The organism is Caballeronia sp. LZ034LL (genome assembly GCF_031451215.1).
Lineage (GTDB): Bacteria > Pseudomonadota > Gammaproteobacteria > Burkholderiales > Burkholderiaceae > Caballeronia.
In genome coordinates this window covers 1,324,079-1,344,422 of record NZ_JARUXR010000004.1, presented here as the reverse complement: position 1 = coordinate 1,344,422, position 20,344 = coordinate 1,324,079, and the positions used below count along the sequence as shown (strand labels likewise).

Below are 20,344 nucleotides of genomic sequence, written 5' to 3'. Positions count from 1 at the left end.
GCGTATCAGTCCGACACTCTCATCATCGCGGGATGTGATCACAGGTCACATGAAACGCATGACATCCCGGCAGCCGGACGCAAGAACGGAGGCGATGGTGGCGACACGCTCGACAACCGAGTTACCCGCACTTGAACTGGTGGCGCGCGAGACGATGGCGAGCCGAGTCTATGCACAGTTGCGGCAGGCGATCATGACGGGCCGCTTCGCGCCCGGACAGTTGCTGAGTCTGCGCAGCGTCGCGGAGGCGGTCGGTTCATCGACGATGCCGGTGCGCGCCGCGCTGACGCGGCTGCAAGCGGAAGGCGCGTTGATCGATGGTCCGGGCCGTGCGCTGATGGTCCCGCCGATGACGCTCGATCTCCTCGACGAACTGCGCGACGTGCGCATTGCGCTGGAAGGGGCAGTGGCGAAGCGGGCGGCATCGCGCATGACGCGCGAATCGCTGACGGCCTTGCAGGCCATCTTCGACACGATGGACGCGCACGTCGAAGCCGGCGATGCGCCCGCCTATCTGCGCAGCAACTTCGAATTTCACATTGCCATCTACACGCACGGCGCCAGCGATCTCACGCTGGCGACGATCCAGAACCTCTGGATGCGCATCGGGCCGTTCCTGAATCTTGTTGCACCGGACATTCCGCACATGCGCGGGTCCATGACCGCGCACCGCCATATCGTCGAAGCACTCTGGCGCGGCGATGGCGATGGCGCGCGCGCGGGCATCGAGGAAGACATCGGCGCGGCGGCCGCCGACCTGCAGGAACGCCTGCAAGGCGGCGAACTGGGCCTGGCGGGCGAAGACACGAACACGAAGGACGATGCGCAGGCGCGCGTCTGACGAGCGCCTGAACGCAGCCAAACACAACGGAGACAGCGAATGACGGTTCTGCAGATGCTGAAGCCGCACGCAGGCTTGCGCGTGCTCGTGACGGGCGGCGCATCGGGCATCGGCCTGGTGATCGCGCGGGCTTTCATCGATGCCGGTGCGCGCGTGCATGTCTGCGACGCAAGTCCGGACGCCATCGCGGCGCTGAACGAAGCGGAAGCGCGCACCGAATGCAACGCGATCACCTCGACGCTCGCCGATGTCGCCGACAAGGAAGCGGTGGAGCGCGTGTTTGCCGACGTGCAGCGCGAGCTTGGCGGGCTCGACGTGCTGATGAACAACGCGGGCATCGCGGGTCCGACGGGCGGTATCGATGAGATAGGCGTCGAGGATTGGGAACAAACCGTCGACGTCAATCTGAACGCGCAGTTCTTCTTCGCGCGCCGTGCGGTGCCGCTGCTGCGCGACGCGCAGGGCGGCGGCACGATCATCGCGCTGTCCTCGGTGGCAGGGCGTCTCGGCTACGCGTTCCGCACGCCGTATGCAGCGACCAAGTGGGCGATCGTCGGACTGACGAAGAGTCTCGCGATCGAACTGGGGCCTTCGAACATTCGCGTCAACGCCATCCAGCCAGGCATCGTAAAAGGGCCGCGTATCGAACGCGTGATCGCCGCGCGCGCGAAGCAACTGAACCTGCCCTACGAAGAGATGGAGCAGCAGTATCTCGCGAAGATCTCGCTGCGCCGCATGACGACGCCCGAAGAGATCGCGGCGACCGCGCTGTTCCTGTGCTCGCCCGCGGGCAGCGGCATCTCGGGACAGGCGATCTCGGTCTGCGGCAACGTCGAAGTGCTCTGAACCGTTCGAACGACAGCGAGGACAGCATGGCAACGAAACGCAAGGTCATCATCACCTGCGCGCCGACCGGCGCGATCCACACGCCTTCCATGTCGCCGTATCTGCCGCTCACGCCGCAGCAGATCGGCGACGCCGCGCTCGCCGCCGCGCGCGAAGGCGCCGCGATCCTGCACCTGCATGCCCGCGATCCCGAAGACGGTCATCCAACCCAGGACCCGGCCGTGTTCCAGCAGTTCCTGCCGCGCATCAAGGCCGAGACCGATGCGGTCATCAACATCACGACGGGCGGCAGTCCGCACATGACGGTGGCGGAGCGCCTGAAGCCCGCGCATCACTTCAAGCCGGAAGTGGCGTCGCTCAACATGGGCTCGATGAACTTCGGCCTGTATCCGATGCTGGAGCGCTTCAAGGATCTCAAGTACGACTGGGAGCGCAAGCATCTGGAGAACAGCCGCGACCTCGTCTTCAAGAACACGTTCGCGGACATCGAATACATCCTGACCTCGTGCAGCGCGAACGGCACGCGCTTCGAATACGAGTGCTACGACATCTCGCATCTCTACAACCTCGCGCATTTCGTGGACCGCAAGCTGGCGAAGCCGCCGTTCTTCGTGCAGAGCGTGTTCGGTTTGCTGGGCGGCATCGGCGCGCATCCGGAAGACCTCGCGCACATGCGCCGCACGGCGGACCGCCTGTTCGGCAGCGACTATGTCTGGTCGATCCTCGGCGCGGGCCGCAACCAGATTCCGCTCGGCTCGATCGGCGTGGCGCAGGGTTCGAACGTGCGCGTGGGCCTGGAGGATTCGCTGTGGCTCGAGCCGGGTAAGCTCGCGGATTCGAGCGCCGCGCAGGTGCGCAAGATCCGCCAGGTGATCGAAGGCCTTTCGCTCGATATCGCGACGCCCGCCGAAGCACGCGCGATGCTCGCGCTCAAGGGCGGCGACGACACCAACTTCTGACCGCGGAGGGCAGCGTGAACGCCATGCTCAAAGTAGTCGCGATGCCGACGGGCTGGCTCACCGTCGATCGCTCGTCGCAGGTGTATGGCCGCTACTTCGGCCAGCAGATGAAGGTGCCGGTATGGTCCACGGCGATCGTCGGCGCGGCGAAGAAGATCGTCGTGGATACCGGCATCCGCGATCCGGGCTGGGTCTCGAACTTCGTCTGTCCGTGCGATCAGGCGCCGGAAGAAAAGCTCGAACGCGCGCTGAAGGAGTACGTGGGCTGGAGCGCGGATGAAGTCGATATCGTCATCAACACGCATCTGCACTACGACCATTCGGGCGGCAACACGCTGTTCAGGAACGCACGCTTCGTCGTGCAGGCGAAGGAGTGGGAATACGCGGGCCATCCGCTGCCTACGCAGGCCACGTACTACCAGGAGTTCCTGATCGGCCGCGAGCCGCTCGCGTATTTTCGCTGGCAGTTCGTCCATGGCGTGACCGACATCGTGCCCGGCGTACGCGTTGTGCCGACGCCAGGACATACGCCGGGGCATCAGTCGGTTGCGGTGGACACGGCGGAAGGCGTCGTGCTGATCGCGGGCGATTGCGCGAACTGCATGGAGAACATCGTCGATCTCGTGCCGGTGGGCATCGTGCACGAGACCTTCGCGGAGATGGCCTCGCTCACGCGCATTCGCCAGATCGCGGACTTCGTCATACCCGGACACGACCCGAATGTCGTGCCCGGTAGCGCGGGTATCGCGTTGCCCGCCAGCGCACGCTTGCCTCACGTCGCGAAATAACGCACGGCAATACCAACAACGAAGCACCGGAGGATGACATGAAAGCATGGACGCAAGCGATTCGTCATGCGGGCCGGGTAGCGCTCGGCCTGATGTTTGCCGCAAGCCTCGCGATTCCGATGCAGGCGCATGCGGCGGGCAAGTACAAGATCTTCCTGTCGATGAGTTATGTCGGCAACGACTGGCAGACGGAAGCGGCCAACATGGTCAAGGCCATGGCCAACACGCCCGCGCTCAAGGACAAGGTTGACCTCGAAGTGCAGGTCGCGGGCACGGACGCGCAGAAGCAGATCCAGCAGATCAACTCGATGGTGCAGGCAGGCGCAAAAGCCATCGTCATCTATCCGATCTCGCCGACCGCGCTCAACCGCGCGATCAAGAACGCCTGTTCGAAGGGCGTCGTGGTCGCGGCCTATGACGGCGAAGTCACCGAGCCGTGCGCGCACAACGTGACCATCGACCAGCATCAGGCCGGCACCGTCACCGCCGAATGGCTCGCGAAGACCTTGAATGGCAAGGGCAACATCGTGCTCATCAACGGCGTGCCGGGCACCTCGGTGGACCGCGCCCGCACGGAAGCGGCCAAGGCCGTGTTCGCGAAGTTCCCGGGCATCAAGATCGTCGCGGAGGGCACCGGCATGTGGAGCCAGGCGACCGCCAAGACCGAGCTCTCGAAGATCCTCGCGACCAACAGCTGGGACAAGATCGACGGGCTGTGGATGCAGGTGGGCTGCTTCACGGCGGCATCGATGCAGCTGGAAGCGGGCATCGCCGACGACAAGATCAAGCCGTGCGCGGGGGAATCGTCGAACGGGCATCGCGTGCAGATGCTGCCGCCAGGCGAAGTGAAGGGACAGGGCGCGTACCGTTCCATTGGCTATCGCTCGATCTCGTATGGCGCGCCGCCGTACTCCGGCGCGATGGCGCTCAAGATGGCCGTGAAGAAGCTCGACGGCGGGGACTTTCCGGCACGCGTGACGCTCAAGCTGCCGCTGGTGCTGACCGCCGAATCGAAGCTGTGCAAGACCGGCAGCATCGACGAACTGAAAGCCGGCTGCACCGCGTTTCCGCCTGACAAGGTGCCGCCGGGCTGGTTCGCCGACATCTATTCGGAAGACACGAAGGAAGTCGGCTTCAACGCGGCGCTCACCGGCAATCAGGACTGAGGCGATCATGAACGATGCGGCGCTGGCCATCGATCTCGCGGACGTGACGAAGCGCTTCGGCGCGACCGTCGCGCTCGACGGCGCATCGTTCCGCGTGAAGCGCGGCGCGGTGCATGCGCTGCTCGGCGAGAACGGCGCGGGCAAGTCGACCACGGTCAAGCTGCTGTCGGGGCTGATCGCGCCGGACGCGGGCAGCATGCGCGTGATGGGCCGCGACGTGACGATGAAAAGCCCGCAGGACGCGCATCGTGCCGGCGTTCAGACGGCCTTTCAGGAAATGACGCTGGTGCGCGATCTCACGGTCGCGCAGAACCTGCTGCTGGCTCATGAGCCGACGGGCCTGCTCGGGCGCATCCGGGCGCGCGAGGCGCAACGCAGGACAGCGGAATGGCTCGAACGTCTCGAACTCGCCGACGTGCGGCCCGGCGCGTATATCCGCGATCTGTCCTTGCCGGTACGGCAGAAGATCGAGATCGCGAAAGCGATCGCGCGCGAACCGGACGTGCTGCTGCTCGACGAACCGACCTCGGCGCTCTCGGGACGCGACGTTGCATGGCTGGCGCGACGCATCGAGGAACTGAAGGCGAAAGGCGTGACCTTCGTGTTCATCTCGCATCGGATGCAGGAAGTGCGCGAGTTCTGCGACAGCCTCACGGTGTATCGCAATGGCCGCGATGTGGGTGCGTTCGATACCGCCGCGATCTCGGACGATGAAGTCATCCGGCTCGTGATCGGCCGCTCGCTGGAGGCGAAGTATCCGCCGAAGGTCGCGCCGCCTGCTTCGGCTGTGGCGGAGGCAGCGCCTGCGCTGGAAGCGCGCGGCGTGCGTATCGACGGCGTGGTGAGCGACTTCGACCTGACGTTGCGTGCGGGCGAGGTCCACGGCATCGCGGCATTGCAGGGCATGGGCCAGCGCGAATTGTTCGAGGCGCTGTTCGGCGCGGCGTATCTGGATGAAGGCGAACTGCGCATCGACGGCAAGCCGGTCACGCTGACGTCCACCGCGGATTCGCTGAAGGCCGGCGTATCGACGAGCTTCCTGCCGGAGGACCGCAAGACCGAAGGACTGTTCCTGCGGTTGCCCGGCGGCGAGAACGTGTCGCTGCCGGTGATCGGCCGCTATGCGCGCTTCGGGCTGATCGACCGCAAGCGCGAACAGGCCGCGATCCGCCGCTCGCTCGCGCAGATGGAAGTGAATCCGCGCGCGCTCTACAAGCCGTGCCTGTCGTTCTCGGGCGGCAACCAGCAGAAGATCGCGATGGCCAAGTGGCTGCTCACGCAAAGCCGCGTCTGGCTGATGTTCGATCCGACGCGCGGCATCGATGTCGGCACCAAGCATCAGATCTTCGTGCTGATGCGCGCGTTCGCCGCAGCCGGCGGCGCCGTGCTGTTCTATTCGACCGACGTGCCCGAACTCGTCAACGTGTGCGATTGCGTGTCGGTGATGTATCGCGGCCGCAATGCGGGTGAATTGTCGGGCGACGCGCTCACCGAAGAGAACGTGATGCGCAAGATGCTTTCCAGCTGAGAGGTGCTTCATGAAGACTGCCGTTGCCGCTCCCGACAGCGAGATCGTGCGCCCGGGCGCGCGCGTGGGATGGGGCGCGCGCATCGATCATCATCGCGGGCTCATCATCGCCGTGTGTGCGCTGCTCGCGATGCTCGGCGCGTGGATCGCGCTGTCCGCGACGCCCGTGGGCCTGTATGACATCGGCTCCGTCATATCGAGCGCCACCACGCTCGCGCTCGCGGCCATCGGGCAGACCATCGTCGTGCTGTCGGGCGGCTTCGATCTGTCGGCGTCCGCGGTGGTGTCGCTCGCCAACGTGCTCGCCGTGCGCTTCGTGCAGGGCTCGCCCGTCGAGCAGTGGGCGGGCGTCGCGCTGATTCTCGCGATCGGCGGCGGCATCGGGCTGGTCAACGGCGCGCTCATCGCGTGGTTCAGGTTGCAGTCGATCGTCGTCACGCTCGCAACCATGTTCATGGTGCAGGGCGTCACGCTGCTGATCCAGAACAAGCCGGGCGGGACGGTCGGCGAACAGTTCGGCGGCGTGCTCACGTCCGATCTCATTCCCGACAAGCTGCCGATGTCGGCCGCGTTGCTGATTCTCGCGCTGCTGGTCTGGTCGTTCGTGCGGCGCACGCGCTTCGGCGTGGGCCTGTACGCGCTCGGCAGCGACCCGGACGGCGCCTACGCGAACGGCATGCCGGTCACGCGCTACCGGGTCGCGACCTATGCGCTTGCCGGCATGTTCTACGCGGCGGCGGGGCTGTATGTGTCGGCACAGACGGGTTCGGCCGATCCGCTCGTCGGCCGTCCGTTGCTGCTTTCGATGTTCACAGCTGTGGTGCTCGGCGGCACCTTGCTCGGCGGCGGACGAGGCGGTTGCGTCGGCACCGTGTTCGCCGCGATGACGCTGATGATCACCGTGAACATCCTGCTCGTGCTGAACGTCTCCGCGTTCTTCACGACGATCGCGGAAGCGGTGATCCTGATTCTCGCGGTGCTCGGCTCGTCGATCGGCAAGCAATCGGCGGCGCACGAATGCGCCCGGCACGCGGCGCAATGGCTGAAGGCGGTACGCACCGGCACGCGTGCGCGCGACGATCGCAACGCACGCCGCGTGCGGTTCGAAGTGAACGACTTCCGCGCACTGGAGAACACCGAATTGAAAGGGCGGCCGATAGCGGACTGGATCGAGCGCAATCGCGAATGGGTCAAGTATGTCGTGCCGGCTTATGTGCTGTTCTTCGGCGTGGTCGTCATCACGGCGATCGTCTACGGCCCCGGCGTGCTGGCGAGCGCGAACTTTTACAGCAGCCTGCTCACGCTGACGCTGTTTCTCGCGATCCTCGGTCTCGGGCAGGGCGCCGTCATCCTGACCGGCGGCCTCGACCTGTCGATGCCCTGGCTCATCACCCTGTCCGGCGTGCTGCTCACCGGGCTGACGCACGGCATGAACGGCGCGGCCGTGTGGGCCGTGCCGGTGGTGCTGGTTGTCGGCTTGCTGGTGGGCGTGTTCAACGGCGTCGGCGTGGTGATGCTGGGCTTGCCGCCCATCGTCGTCACGCTTGCCGCGAACGGTCTGCTGCAAGGCCTCACGCTGATCTATTGCAACGGCTCGCCGCAAGGCTGGTCGCCACCGGGCATCAGCGAGTTCACCAACGGCCGCATCGGGCCGCTGTCGCTCGCGGCGTGGAGCGTGCCGGTGTTTCTCGTCATCGCGTTGCTGCTGCTGCATCGCACGCCGTTCGGGCGGCGCGTGTATGCGGTCGGCAACTCGCCCGCGGCCGCGCGGCTTTCGGGCGTGCGCGTCGGCGCTACGCTGATCGCGGTGTATTGCCTGTCCGGGCTGTGCTCGGCGCTGGTCGGCCTGCTGCTCGCCGGCTTCAGTTCGCAGGCCTTCCTCGGCATGGGCGATCCGTATTTGCTGCCCTCCATCGCGGTGGTCGTGGTCGGCGGTGCGCTCATCACCGGCGGGCGCGGTCACTATCTCGGCGTGTTCGGCGGCGCGCTGCTGCTGACCGCGCTCGGCACGCTGCTCGCGGGCACGACCGTGCCGCCGGCCGTGCGCGACATCATCAACGGGCTCGTCGTGCTCGCGGCCGTCATCACGCTGCGGGACAAGAAGGGCTGACCCAATCTCCAAAGGAGCAGAGCGGATGCAAGCGCACAAGATTGCGGTGATTGGTTCGGGACGCATCGGCCGCGCGTGGTCGATCGTGTTCGCCAGAAGCGGCTTCGACGTGAAGCTTCACGATGCCGCGCCCGACATGCTGTCCGGCGCGCTGCCCGCGATCCGCACAAGCGTCGAGGATCTGGCCTCGTTCAAGCTGATCGACGAACCAGTCGATGCGGTCGTCGCGCGTATCACGACCTGCGCGCAGCTTGCGGACGCCGTCGCCGATGCCGATCTGGTGCAGGAGAACATCGCCGAAGTGGTCGAAGCGAAGCGCGCGCTGTTCAGCGAACTGGACCGCCTGACGAAGCCCGACGCGCTGCTTGCCAGTTCGACGTCGGGTCTGCCGGCATCAAGCTTCACGGAGGTGCTGCCAGGCCGCGCGCGATGCTTCGTCGCGCATCCGGTGAATCCGCCGTCGCTCGTGCCGCTGGTGGAGTTGTGCGGCGCGCCGTGGACCGCGCCGGACGCGCTGCAGCGTGCCCGCGTGCTCTATGAGGCGGCGGGGCAGCAGCCCGTGACGGTGAATCGCGAGATCTCGGGCTTCCTGTTGAACCGGCTGCAAGGCGCGTTGCTGGAGGAAGCCTTGAGTCTCTATGAACAAGGTTATGCGAGCGCGGCGGATCTCGATACCGTGATACGCGATGGTCTCGCGATGCGCTGGTCGTTCATGGGTCCGTTCGAGACCATCGATCTCAACGCGCCCGGCGGCGTCGCCGATTACGCGGCGCGCTACGGCGGCACGTATCGGAGCATTGCGGCGGGACGCAAGGCGTTCGACTGGCCGCAGGAGACGCTCGACAGACTGGATGCCGAGCGGCGTGCGGTGTTGCCGCGCGAGCGTATCGAGGAACGCAGCCGCTGGCGTGACCAGCGCCTGATGGCGCTGCTGGCGCATCGCCGCGATCTGAACAACGGAGACAGTTGACCCAAGGAGACGACGATGCCAGAAGTACGCTTGCTGGTCGATGCAAACAATCACCTCGGAGAAGGCCCGCTGTGGGATGTGAAGGAAGAACGGCTGTACTGGATCGACAGCACGGCGGCCGAAATCTACAACTGCCGCGCCGACGGCAGCGACGTGCAGCGCTACTTTGTGCCGCGTCATATCGGCTCGATGGCGTTGCGCGAGCAGGGCGGCGCGGTCGTCGCGCTGGCGAACGGCCTGCATTTCTATGACTTCGATGCGCAGACGGTGCAGTTCATCGCCGATCCGGAAAGCGACGATCCCGAGACGCGCTTCAACGACGGCAAGGTGGACCGGCGCGGGCGTTTCATCGCGGGCACGATGGCTTATGACTTCGATCGCTACGATGCCGATCGCGGCCAGCGCTCGACGCGCAGCGGCGGTCTTTACCGGCTCGATCCGGATGGCCGCGTGACGCGCCTGGACAGCGGCATCACGTGCTCGAACGGACCGTGCTGGAGCCCGGACAACGAGACTTTCTATTTCACGGACACCTACAGCCGGGAGATGTACGCGTACGACTACGACATCGAAACCGGGGCGGCGACGAACCGGCGTCTGTTTGCATCGGCGCACGACATGGCGGGCACCTTCGACGGCGCGACGGTCGACGAAGAAGGTTATGTGTGGTCCGCGCTCGTATTTGGCGGGCGCATTCTGCGATATGCGCCGGACGGCACGCTCGACCGCGTCGTGCCGTTTCCAGTGCGCAATCTGACGAGCGTGATGTTCGGCGGTCCCGGCCTCGACACGCTTTATGTCTCGACGATGGGCCGGCCGATGTGGGGCATTCCGCAGAAAGAGCGCGACAAGGGCGGATTGTTTGCGGTGACGGGACTCGGTGTGCGCGGGCTGCCGGAGCCGCGCTTTGCAGGGTGATTGCAGGATCACGATGCTTCCGTCTGGTCGGTTTGATCGAGCGCCGATCCGACGGATAGCTCTTGCGCCGCTGCTTCTGCGATTGGAGCGCCTGAAAAAGAAGATAAGGCGAATATCAAATCAGGCAGTTGCGAACGCTCAATAAGAAAGATCGATGTCGAAAATATGTTATATCGCTAGATAATTTTTTTTAATCGACTTCGAATAATCAAAACGAAAAAGCGTTTGGTGAACCAAAACATGATCAGGAAAACTGCTTACTTGATCGTGCGGATTGCGTGACTTACGCTGTAACCAGCATGTCACAATCCATGGTCTGGAACCGCCTCGTAACAAAATCGAATGCGCGTTGCATTTCAATTGCAAACGTGCTCGGACTGCTGCCTCGCGGATGCGCATGCTTTTTATCCCGACATTCAAACGAGGTCAAGAATGAAATACGCAGGTAGGAGTACGGGAAGTCTTGTGGTCGCCGGGGTGATTTGTTGTGTTCTTGTCGGTCCGACTTTGAAGCCTCTGGATTCTCTGGCGGCCCAATCCGTTCCGAGCAGTCCGGTAAGTGCGAACGATGCGCCGCAATTGAAATTCAGTCTGGCGGCGAGTCAGCAAACACTCGGTGCCACCTATAACGGCGCCATTGCCGATCTTCTGACCACGAATCAAGTCACGGCGCAGGGATCGCAACTGGTATCCGGCAAGCTGACCGGTTCGCCTCCGATGATCATTCAGGCGGGAACCGGCTATGCCGATGAAGTGTGGACGCGCGATGCATCCATCAACAGCTGGAATGCGGCCAACCTGATTGCACCGCAACTGGCGGCCAATACCTTGTGGGCCGTGGTTACGCCGACGACGGCGCAAGTGTCCAGCTATGACCAGCCGTCGTCCTGCGCCCAGCCGGCAACCTCTTTCCCGGCCATCGCTTCATTGACGGACGTATTGTCATCGGGTACCGACTCGTCGATCGCCGGTTCGTCCACGGCCACGCCGGCCAATGCCAAGCTGATCGTTCAGCAGGACGGGGAATGGTGGGACCAGGTTGTCTGGATCACCGCCGCGTGGGATCACTATCTGATGACAGGCGACAAGGATTTCCTCAAGGCGGCGTATCCCGTTGCGCGGAGAACCCTGGCAGTGAGAAAAGCGTTCAACTACTGCTCTACGCTGAATCTCTTTCAGGGGCCGTCACTGATCAACGACGGCATTGCCGGTTATCCGGCGCCTCCCGCCAATGCATCGGACGTGGGTTCTTCCTTCGTTCTCGACTATGCCGGTGCAAGCAATATGCTTTCCTTGAGCACCAATGGCCTCTATTACGCCGCGTATCGGAATCTCGCGAACATGGCGCGCGAACTGGGACGGCCGGAGAAGGAGGTCAGTGACAATGAGACCATGGCGGGCGGCATCAAGGACGCCATCAACAAGAACTTCTGGGCTCCGGATCAGAAGGCGTATGAGTATCTGATCGTCGATCCCGCCAACCCCGTTCCCGCGCAATATCAGGAAGCCGACGGTACGGCGCTCGCGGTACTTTTCGGCATAGCGGACGATCAGCGCGCCAGGCACATCATCAAGCACGCGCCGATGATGACGTGGGGCGCTCCCGATGTCTATCCTGCGTTCCCTCGCTACTCGGCGCAGCAGCCGGGGCGGCATGACAACATCGTCTGGGGCGTGATGCAAGGCTTTTGGGCAGAGGCGCAGGCACGCGTGGGAGACACGAACGGTCTTGCCAGTTCTCTGAATAACCAGGCGCTGCTTTATCAGAACAACAACAGCAACTTCTACGAAACCTACAATGGCGACACCGGGATCGAGAACGGCGGCTGGCAGAACAATACCCTCTATCAATCGCAACCGAATCAGACGTTCTCTGCCACGGCCTACTTGCGCATGATTTATCGGGGCGTGTTCGGAATCGAGCCGCGTGTCGATGGATTGAAGTTCGAACCCGTGCTTCCCAAGAGTGTGGGTGATGTCGAAATCTCGAATCTGCGCTATCGCAACGCGGTCCTGGACATCAAGTTGCGGGGGGCGGGAGATCACGTGAAGAAATTCAAGCTGGATGGAGTCGCAACATCCAATCTCGTCCCGAAAGATCTCTCGGGCAATCACACGATCGAGATTTCGCTCGACGATCGCTCATAACCCGATATGACGAAACCGCGCGGCGCGCACGCTTCGCCAGGTGTGCGTCCGCGCTATCATGCGAGCCCTGGATCACGAACAGGCATTTGACATGAGCATCGACACGGAACGGCTCATTGCGTCGCTGCCCGAGCGCATCGATGCGATCGTCACGCGCGCCGCGCGCACTCAGCCTGAGCGCATTGCGTTGCGCGAGGACGCGCGCGAGCTGAGTTACGGCGAACTGGATCGCGCCGTCGATGCCCTTGCCGCGCGGTTTGCGTCAGCGGGCGTGCGGGCTGGCGATCGCGTGATGTTGATCGGCGAGAACAGCGTGGCGCTCGTCGTCGCGCTGTTCGCCGTCAGCCGGCTGGAGGCGTGGGCGCTGCTGACGAACGCGCGCCTGACTACCATCGAGATCGATGCAATCAAGGCTCACGCGCGACCGCGTCTGTCGTTCTTCACCGTCGATGCATCCGCCGATGCCGAGCGTCACGCGCAGCGCGAGTGTGCGCGCGTCGAAGCACTCGACACAGTGCCGATAGGCGCGTTCGCGCTCGGTGCCGTCGATGCTGGCGCCGCACAGGAAGCGCATGGACTGCCCGCAGACCGACAATGCGCCGCGCTCATCTACACGACAGGCACCACGGGCGCACCAAAGGGCGTGATGCTGTCGCATCGCAATCTGCTGTTTGTCGCGGCGATGTCGAGCACGCTGCGCCGCGTGAGTCCCGAGGATCGCGTGTATGCGGTGCTGCCGGTGTCGCACGTGTTCGGGCTGGCTTCGGTGTGCCTCGGTTCGCTGTATGCCGGCGCCACGCTGAGGCTCGCGCCGCGCTTCGATGTGCAACACACGGGCCAGGTGCTGCGTGACGAGCACATGACCATCTTCCAGGGCGTGCCCGCGATGCATGCGAAGCTCATCGATTTCTTCAGCACGCGCGGCGGTCTGAATGCGCCTGCATTGCGCTTCGTGTACAGCGGCGGTTCGCCGCTCGACATGCCGCTCAAGCGCGCCGCCGAACGGTTCTATGGTCTGCCCCTGCACAACGGTTACGGCATGACCGAGAGCAGTCCGACCGTCTCCAACACCATGCTCGATGCACCGGCGCGCGATGCATCGGTAGGGCCGCCTATTCCCGGCGTGGAGACGCGCATCGTGCCGCTCGAAGAACAGGCCGATGGCTCAGTGGATGACGTCGGCGAACTCTGGGTGCGCGGACCGAACGTGATGCTCGGCTATTACCGCGATCCAGCGCAGACGGCAGCGACCGTGACGCCTGATGGCTGGCTCCGGACCGGCGATCTGGCGCGCATCGAGCAGGGCAATCTGTATATCGTCGGGCGCGGCAAGGAGTTGATCATTCGCTCGGGCTTCAACGTTTATCCGGCGGAAGTCGAGCAGGTATTGAACGGGCATCCGGCGGTGCTGCACTCGGCGGTGATCGGACGCAGTGTCGAGGGCAATGAGGAGGTGCTCGCGTTCGTCGAACTGCGGCCCGGCGCGCAATGCGCGGAGCGTGAACTGGCGGACTGGGCCAGCGCACGCCTTGCACCGTACAAGCGGCCCGCCACCATCACGATCCTCGACGCGCTGCCGGCGGCCGCGAGCGGCAAGATACTCAAGCATCGGCTGGGCCCGGCGTCCCCAAATTCAGGCTCCCGATGATTTATGACGGAATTTGACCCAAAGAGAGGTGGCGCTGCGTAGTCATGCCGTACCCTGAAACGATCGGATTCAGGAGATCACATGAATGGTTCGCGCTGTCTCGCTTCTTGTCGTCTTACTCTTCGTTGCATTGCAGACTGCCTGCGACGGCGGGACATCTCCAGGCCCCGGCGCCGGAACGTTGCATCGGGTGGCGGCTGCCGCTACGTTGCAGGCGGCGCCGCAGGTCAACGTGGCGGTCGAAGCGAACGGATCAAGCCCGGCCGCATACGCCTCGCCTTCTTTCGAGATTCCGGCGCCTGACGCGGCCTCATGGCAAACCCTTGCGAGCCCGACCATTCCTGGTCCGCTGCAATACTCGAACGATCACACGGTCGTTCAAGGTGAAGACGGCAACTGGCATGTCATCGGCATAAACGGAGGTGGCAACGGCCAGGAACATGCGCTGTATCACACCGTGCTGTCGAGCCTCTATCCGCCGGTTCCTGTCAGTCCTTCAGCCGCTTACCCGAATGTCCAGCCGGACGGGCAGGATGCGCCGCTCGCGCAGTTTCACGACCGGAACGGCGCGGCATGCACGGCGTGGGCGCCGTCGTCGATCAAGGTGCGCGGAACGGCTTATCTGCTCTTCACCAGCGGGCGGGACAACAACGGCAACTGCTCCGGACAGGTGACGAGACTCGAAATCCTGAGATCCACGGACCCGAAGCTCGAAACATGGACCTCGGTGAACAGCTATCCCGACGCGACGGCGCCGAATGCACCAGTGACCATCGGCGCGACGGTGACGGGCGTGCCTGCGAGTCAGCGCTATGCCGGATCGAACGCGGCGGTATTCGATACCGGATGGCCTCTGAACTTTCGTGACCCCGGCATCTTTCAGGACAGCGACGGCACGTTCTATCTCTATTCGCCTTCTTTCGACCGGGCCTTGGGCCATTCGATCGTGGCGGTCTACCGATCAACCGATCTGCTGAACTGGACCTATGTGCGCGCGGCATTGACGCTGGTTCCCGGTGCGCTGGATGTCAACTGGGCGGCGACGGAATCGCCTTTCGTGTTCAAGCGCGGAGACTGGTACTACCTGTCCCTGACGGACACCGCGTCCAACACGAACAGACCGCTCGACTACGAAGACACGATCCTGTTGCGCTCGAAGGACCCGACCGACTTCGGTTCTTATGACGGCACGGTGGTACCGCATGCATCGTCCGGCCTGATCGCGGTGCTTCCGCTTCATGCGCCCGAGTTCATGCAGGACGCATCGGGGCAGTGGTATGTCACGACCTGTGGCTGGCCAGGCGCTTCGACTGTTCCTCAGGCGAAGCATGGCGTCGCCATCACGAAACTGAACTTCGACTCCGCGGTGCCCATTCGCCAGCAGTTGGCCTCCTACACATTCGATTCGACAGGCACGGTGCCGGGCGTCTCAGGTCAGGCCTTGTATCTGGACAGCGGCCGCACGATGACCGTTTCGCCCGTGCAACTGACAGGAGACTTCACTGTCGATGCCTGGGTGAATCCGAGCCATCCACCCACCAACGCGGATGGCGTGTTTCACTCCAGCGAAGGCTATGACCTGAACTTTTACCAGGGCTATCCGCGCTTTTACGCGGGTCCGCCACGAGGAGACCTTCTTGTATCTTCGATGCCGATTGCCGCCGGCACATGGACTCACGTGGCGCTGACCCGTGCCGGCGGCACGATGTCGCTCTATCTGAACGGCCTCAAGGTGGCGCAGAGCGATTCGACGTGGACGAACACGGTATCGATCGCTGAAATCGGCAAGACCGTGGCGGGGTCGCTCACGGGCGCGCTCGATGAGCTGCACGTCTATCAACGCGCATTGACCACCATCGACATCAATAACCTGATCCAGAGCTATGCCATTCGCGGTGGTGTGCCGCAGCCCGTCCTTGCCGGCGATTTCACCGTCGCCTCATGGGTGAACATTCCCGGCACGCCGAGCAACGCAAACGTGCTGTTCTCAGGCACGAACGGCATGAACGTGAATTTTTATTCGACCTATCCCCGCCTGTATGGCGGTTCGTCCGACATGGCGACGAGCTCCATCGCCATACCGGGCGATGCATGGACGCATGTCGCCGTAAAGCGCCAGGCGGGCACGGTCACCGTCTACGTCAACGGTGTCGCGTCGGGCTCGGGAGGCTGGGCCGCTCCCTTCTGGATCACGGCTGTGGGCCAGCCGCAGGGCGGCAACATCATGGGGCGTCTTGCACACGTCGTCGTGACCAATCAGGCTTTGACGGCGAGCCAGATTCAGGCGCAAGCCGGGATGCCTGCATCCGGTTTTGCGCAGTGGATGCCATAGACGATGCGCAACGCAGGATGTCTTATAGCGATTTCCCGTCCGGCGCTTCATGCGGAATCATCCAGCCGAAGAAGACTTCCGCCTCGATCAGCTTGCCGTCACGAATGGTGAGGATCTCCGTGTTGCGGAAGGCGCTGCCTTCCCGTGTACGCAGATCATACGTCACGAACACACGTGTTTCGTCCTCTACGAGATGCACGAAATCGAAGCGATCGACCGTGTGTGCATTCGGCCAGCAGCGCGCGAAGTACGTGGCGCGGTCCAGTCGGTTATCGCGTGGACTGGTGAAGTGGAAGTCATCGGCAATCAATTGTTCGATGGCCTCGCGGTCCTTGTTCACATACGCCTCATACACCTGTCGCGCGATGGCGGCCGGTTCAGGATAGGTGTCGTTCATACGCAATCTCCCTGTTTCCCTTGATGACGATCGGCGCTCTTTCGCCTCGACAAGGACGCCGCTAAAACCCTTCATGCCGATGTATCGAAATGTAACCCTTCATGCGTACCCTTGCGCATGTATTACATTGCGATATCACTGCAGCTCTGATCAACACATAAGAACGGAGACGCTCGCATGAAGGCAAGCAAGAGACAACGGACGGCGGCCCTGATCGTCGGTACGCTGATGATCGGTTCGACGGCCATGCAGGCGGCCCGCGCGGACACCGCCACCGGAGACGAAACGATCGCGGTCGCAGGGCTTGCAAAGCCCGCCGATATTCTTGTCGACCGATGGGGCGTGCCGCATATCTTCGCGGCCAACGACAGCGACGCGTTCTTCGTGCAAGGCTTCAACGCGGCACGCGACCGGCTCTTCCAGATCGATCTCTGGCGCAGGCGCGGTCTCGGCGAGTTGTCGGAGGTGTTCGGTCCAGCGTATGTCGAGCAGGACAAGGCGACGCGGCTCTTTCTCTATCGCGGCGACATGAAGACGGAATGGCAGCGCTACGGGCCCGATGCCAGACCGGCCGCCACGCGCTACGCGGCGGGCGTGAATGCGTACATCGACTGGCTGGCGGCGCATCCGGACCGCATGCCTTACGAGTTTCGCAAGATCGGCTACTGGCCGGCGAAGTGGAGCCCGGACGATGTCGTGCGCATCCGCAGCCATGGCCTGACGCGCAATCTGACGAGTGAAGTTGCACGCGCACGCGTGACCTGCAAGAGTTCGCTCGATGCCGATTCCGTGCGTTTCGGATTGCAGCCGCCGTGGAAACCCGAGATGCCCGCAGGCCTCGATCCCTGTCTGCCCGACGATGTCCTCAAGGTCTTCACGTTGGCCACACAGAGCGTGCATGTGACCAAGGAATCGATGAAAAGCGCTGACGCAGCGAGCACCGTCATCGCTGCAGCCGAGAACCCCGAGGAAGTCACCGAGGGCAGCAACAACTGGGTGATCGCGCCATCGAAGTCGGCGACCGGCCGCGCGATCATGGCGAACGATCCGCATCGCGCCTACGCCGCGCCGAGCCTGCGCTACATCCAGCAGATCAGCACGCCGACGCTCGACATCATCGGCGCAGGCGAGCCTTCGGCGCCGGGCATCTCGATCGGACATAACGGCTCGATCGCCTATGGGCTCACGATCTTCAATATCGATCAGGAAGATCTCTATGTGTACGAGCTGAACCCGGCCAATCCGCGGGAGTATCGCTACAAGGGCAAGTGGGAACCGATGCGCGTCGTCCGCGAGCAGGTTGCGGTGCGCGATGGCGCGCCGGTGAACGTAGACCTGCTGTTCACGCGCCATGGGCCGGTGATCTACACGGAAGAGGGCAAGCATCGCGCGTTTGCGGTGCGCACTGCGTGGCTGTCGCCGGGCATGTCGCCTTACTTCGATTCGATGCGCTACATGCGCGCAAAGAACTATGCGCAGTTCAAGGCCGCGCTGGCCACGTGGGGCGCGCCAACCGTGAATCAGGTCTATGCGGACACGGAGGGCAACATCGGCTGGGTGCCGAGCGGACTTGCGCCCGTTCGCCCCAACTGGGACGGACTCATGCCGGTGCCCGGCGATGGCCGCTACGAGTGGGCCGGCTTCTGGCCGCGCGATGCGATGCCATCGGTCTATGACCCCGCGCAAGGCTATTTCACGACCTCGAACGAGATGAATCTTCCGGCAGGCTATCCTTATGCCGAGCGCAAGCTCGGCTTCGAATGGACCAACGGGTCGCGGCATCAACGCATCGACGAGGTGTTGAAGTCGCAGCCCAAGGTGTCGATCGAAGATTCGGAGCGCCTGCAGAACGACGATGTGTCGATTCCCGCGCGACGGCTCGTTGCGTTGCTTGCGCCGCTGTCGAGCAACGATGAAGGCACGCAGGCCGCGCTCGCGTTGCTGAAGGGCTGGGACGCGCATATGGGCGCAGGTTCTCCGCAGGCCGCGCTGGAAGAGGTGTGGCTGTCGCGACATCTCGGCCGCACCTTCAAGCAAGCGGTGTTGCCGAAGGACGCAGCGGCTTCGTTCGGCCCACCCGATACGGCTGTCATGCTCGACACGCTCGAACATCCTGAAACGCGCTTTGGCGACGATGCTCAAGGGAAGCGCAACGCGGTCCTGCTGTCGAGTCTGCATGACGCGTATGTCGAGATGCGGCATCTGCAGGGCGCGGATGCGAGTCAGTGGCAATGGGGCAAGCTGCAGACCAACTTGAACGCGCATCCGCTCGCTGATGTCGTCGACAAGGACATGCGCGCGAAGCTCAATGTCGGACCCATAGGCAAGGGTGGCAGCGCCTATACGCCGAATCAGTCCACATATCGCACGAGCGATTTTCGCGAGACCAACGGGCCTTCGTTCCGCGTGATCGTCGATGTCGGCAACTGGGACAACTCGCGTGCGGTCAATCTTCCGGGCGAGTCCGGCGATCCGGACAACCCGCACTATCGCGATCTTGCGCAGATGTGGCTCGATGGACAGTACTTCCCGTTGCTGTACACGCGCGCGGCTGTCGAAGCGGCGACCGAGAAGCGCGTGCATCTGGTGCCCGATTCGCACTGAGCCGGGCTTGCGGTGGATTGTTGCGGGATCGGCAAGGCAGCTTCAACGCAGGCGGCGATGATCTTTCGGCCGCCTTGCGTCACAATTCTCTCGCGGTGGACGGGTGCTGGCTTGCACCTTGCCGGACTCCTCATCCGGTTCGTCCCCGCGCTTCTCTTCTTCTTTCCTCCGACATCCTCATCACTTCTATTTCCTGTCGACGGGAATAGATCGTGTCGTGCCAGGGTTTACCAATCGAAGCCTCTCAACTTGAAACCTAGGTCGAGTGAGTCGAAGCCGCGCAAGGGCCCTGTGCGTTCGATGAGGTTCCGTGGATCGCCTGCGATCCGGTCAACCTTTTCTGTCGGAGTGTGAAGATCATGAAGGCCATTGCCACTTTTGTCGTGTCGCTTGCCGTCGCAGCATCGTCGTCGGTCGTGTTCGCGCAGGATCAGAATGCGCCGCTCACGCGCGCCCAGGTCAAAGCCGAACTGGCTCAACTCGAGCAAGCAGGCTACTCGCCTGCGACCGGCGAGGAACCCAACTACCCGAACGACATCCAGGCCGCGGAAGCGAAGGTTGCGGCACAACGCGCCGCCGGCGACGCCCATGAATCCTACGGCGGCTCGCAAGCCGGCGCCGCGGCGGCGGGTTCCGGCTCGAAGCACATGCCGATGCAGCACGGCTCGATGACGGATACGGATTGCGTCGGGCCGTCAGGATTTTGCAAGCCGTTCTTCGGGAGTTGATTCGGCGTGTTGGCCGGGGAGACTCCGTTCGAGACTCGGGGTGGGGTTAATCGGGTTTCGAACGCACAAAACGAGTGCGGAAAAATAATTTGCGAAAGGGGGTTGACCAGGCGTTCATCCACCAGTCATAATTCGCCTCCCGTTGAATGACGGCGCGAAAGAAACGAAGCGAAATGCTTCAGAAATTCTCCGCGATGCTCTTTAAAAACTAACAGCCGATAAGTGTGGGCGCTTGATGCGAGTGCGGCCGGTTCTTTGAACTGGTAATAGCAAAAGTATCAAGAGTCTCACACGAAGTATCAGAGGAAGGTTTTTGTCTTAGGACGTGTCTTGAGACATTAATCATCGTCAGTACGTTGAG

Annotated in this window: 15 protein-coding genes; 14 read left to right on the top strand and 1 reads right to left on the bottom strand. The window is 63.2% G+C overall.

Annotation, left to right across the window (positions count from 1 at the left end; all coding sequences use genetic code 11):
* The first annotated feature begins 94 nt into the window (after positions 1–94).
* The 12 genes from QCE83_RS33580 (at position 95) to QCE83_RS33525 (ending at position 16,254) form a co-directional block, all read left to right on the top strand.
* Positions 95–841, top strand: coding sequence for a GntR family transcriptional regulator (locus QCE83_RS33580; RefSeq protein ID WP_309821219.1), 747 nt, complete (start codon positions 95–97; stop codon positions 839–841).
* Between the two features lie 39 nt (positions 842–880).
* Positions 881–1,687, top strand: coding sequence for an SDR family oxidoreductase (locus QCE83_RS33575; protein WP_309821050.1), 807 nt, complete (start codon positions 881–883; stop codon positions 1,685–1,687).
* Between the two features lie 26 nt (positions 1,688–1,713).
* On the top strand, positions 1,714–2,646 hold the full coding sequence (locus tag QCE83_RS33570; RefSeq protein WP_309821049.1) for a 3-keto-5-aminohexanoate cleavage protein: 933 nt from the start codon (positions 1,714–1,716) through the stop codon (positions 2,644–2,646).
* A gap of 14 nt (positions 2,647–2,660) precedes the next feature.
* Positions 2,661–3,434, top strand: coding sequence for an N-acyl homoserine lactonase family protein (locus tag QCE83_RS33565; RefSeq protein ID WP_309821048.1), 774 nt, complete (start codon positions 2,661–2,663; stop codon positions 3,432–3,434).
* A 38-nt stretch (positions 3,435–3,472) separates the two neighbouring features.
* On the top strand, positions 3,473–4,600 hold the full coding sequence (locus QCE83_RS33560) for a sugar ABC transporter substrate-binding protein (protein ID WP_309821047.1): 1,128 nt from the start codon (positions 3,473–3,475) through the stop codon (positions 4,598–4,600).
* Between the two features lie 7 nt (positions 4,601–4,607).
* Positions 4,608–6,128, top strand: coding sequence for a sugar ABC transporter ATP-binding protein (locus QCE83_RS33555; protein WP_309821046.1), 1,521 nt, complete (start codon positions 4,608–4,610; stop codon positions 6,126–6,128).
* 10 nt (positions 6,129–6,138) lie between these two features.
* Entirely contained in the window at positions 6,139–8,238 is a 2,100-nt protein-coding gene (locus QCE83_RS33550) for an ABC transporter permease (RefSeq protein ID WP_309821045.1), read from the top strand.
* A gap of 25 nt (positions 8,239–8,263) precedes the next feature.
* Positions 8,264–9,208 carry a 3-hydroxyacyl-CoA dehydrogenase gene (locus QCE83_RS33545; protein ID WP_309821044.1) on the top strand — a complete coding sequence of 315 codons (945 nt, stop codon included), beginning with the start codon at positions 8,264–8,266 and terminating at the stop codon, positions 9,206–9,208.
* Between the two features lie 15 nt (positions 9,209–9,223).
* Positions 9,224–10,126 carry an SMP-30/gluconolactonase/LRE family protein gene (locus QCE83_RS33540; protein ID WP_309821043.1) on the top strand — a complete coding sequence of 301 codons (903 nt, stop codon included), beginning with the start codon at positions 9,224–9,226 and terminating at the stop codon, positions 10,124–10,126.
* A 432-nt stretch (positions 10,127–10,558) separates the two neighbouring features.
* The gene (locus QCE83_RS33535) at positions 10,559–12,274 is read left to right on the top strand and encodes an MGH1-like glycoside hydrolase domain-containing protein (protein ID WP_309821042.1); all 1,716 of its coding nucleotides are present in this window, start codon (positions 10,559–10,561) and stop codon (positions 12,272–12,274) included.
* 91 nt (positions 12,275–12,365) lie between these two features.
* Positions 12,366–13,922: an AMP-binding protein gene (locus QCE83_RS33530; protein ID WP_309821041.1), complete on the top strand. Its 1,557-nt coding sequence runs from the start codon at positions 12,366–12,368 to the stop codon at positions 13,920–13,922.
* A 190-nt stretch (positions 13,923–14,112) separates the two neighbouring features.
* A complete protein-coding gene (locus QCE83_RS33525; RefSeq protein WP_309821040.1) occupies positions 14,113–16,254 on the top strand; it encodes a LamG-like jellyroll fold domain-containing protein in 2,142 nt (713 codons plus the stop codon).
* Between the two features lie 22 nt (positions 16,255–16,276).
* On the opposite strand, the gene QCE83_RS33520 is transcribed toward QCE83_RS33525, so the two are convergent.
* A complete protein-coding gene (locus QCE83_RS33520; protein WP_309821218.1) occupies positions 16,277–16,651 on the bottom strand; it encodes a nuclear transport factor 2 family protein in 375 nt (124 codons plus the stop codon).
* 228 nt (positions 16,652–16,879) lie between these two features.
* On the opposite strand from QCE83_RS33520, the gene QCE83_RS33515 reads away from it, so the two are divergent.
* Together QCE83_RS33515 and QCE83_RS33510 are read left to right on the top strand one after the other, a co-directional pair.
* The gene (locus tag QCE83_RS33515; protein WP_404986176.1) at positions 16,880–19,255 is read left to right on the top strand and encodes a penicillin acylase family protein; all 2,376 of its coding nucleotides are present in this window, start codon (positions 16,880–16,882) and stop codon (positions 19,253–19,255) included.
* A gap of 359 nt (positions 19,256–19,614) precedes the next feature.
* A complete protein-coding gene (locus QCE83_RS33510) occupies positions 19,615–19,983 on the top strand; it encodes a DUF4148 domain-containing protein (RefSeq protein WP_309821039.1) in 369 nt (122 codons plus the stop codon).
* The last annotated feature ends 361 nt before the right edge of the window (positions 19,984–20,344 follow it).

What these genes read in the sequence shown, in the direction of transcription:
- QCE83_RS33515 (WP_404986176.1), top strand. Translation starts at nt 16,880, where the DNA reads ATGATCGGTTCGACGGCCATGCAGGCGGCCCGCGCGGACACCGCCACC.
- QCE83_RS33530 (WP_309821041.1), top strand. Translation starts at nt 12,366, where the DNA reads ATGAGCATCGACACGGAACGGCTCATTGCGTCGCTGCCCGAGCGCATC.
- QCE83_RS33520 (WP_309821218.1), bottom strand. Translation starts at nt 16,651, where the DNA reads ATGAACGACACCTATCCTGAACCGGCCGCCATCGCGCGACAGGTGTAT.
- QCE83_RS33575 (WP_309821050.1), top strand. Translation starts at nt 881, where the DNA reads ATGACGGTTCTGCAGATGCTGAAGCCGCACGCAGGCTTGCGCGTGCTC.
- QCE83_RS33580 (WP_309821219.1), top strand. Translation starts at nt 95, where the DNA reads ATGGTGGCGACACGCTCGACAACCGAGTTACCCGCACTTGAACTGGTG.
- QCE83_RS33560 (WP_309821047.1), top strand. Translation starts at nt 3,473, where the DNA reads ATGAAAGCATGGACGCAAGCGATTCGTCATGCGGGCCGGGTAGCGCTC.
- QCE83_RS33535 (WP_309821042.1), top strand. Translation starts at nt 10,559, where the DNA reads ATGAAATACGCAGGTAGGAGTACGGGAAGTCTTGTGGTCGCCGGGGTG.
- QCE83_RS33555 (WP_309821046.1), top strand. Translation starts at nt 4,608, where the DNA reads ATGAACGATGCGGCGCTGGCCATCGATCTCGCGGACGTGACGAAGCGC.
- QCE83_RS33570 (WP_309821049.1), top strand. Translation starts at nt 1,714, where the DNA reads ATGGCAACGAAACGCAAGGTCATCATCACCTGCGCGCCGACCGGCGCG.
- QCE83_RS33510 (WP_309821039.1), top strand. Translation starts at nt 19,615, where the DNA reads ATGAAGGCCATTGCCACTTTTGTCGTGTCGCTTGCCGTCGCAGCATCG.
- QCE83_RS33550 (WP_309821045.1), top strand. Translation starts at nt 6,139, where the DNA reads ATGAAGACTGCCGTTGCCGCTCCCGACAGCGAGATCGTGCGCCCGGGC.
- QCE83_RS33545 (WP_309821044.1), top strand. Translation starts at nt 8,264, where the DNA reads ATGCAAGCGCACAAGATTGCGGTGATTGGTTCGGGACGCATCGGCCGC.
- QCE83_RS33540 (WP_309821043.1), top strand. Translation starts at nt 9,224, where the DNA reads ATGCCAGAAGTACGCTTGCTGGTCGATGCAAACAATCACCTCGGAGAA.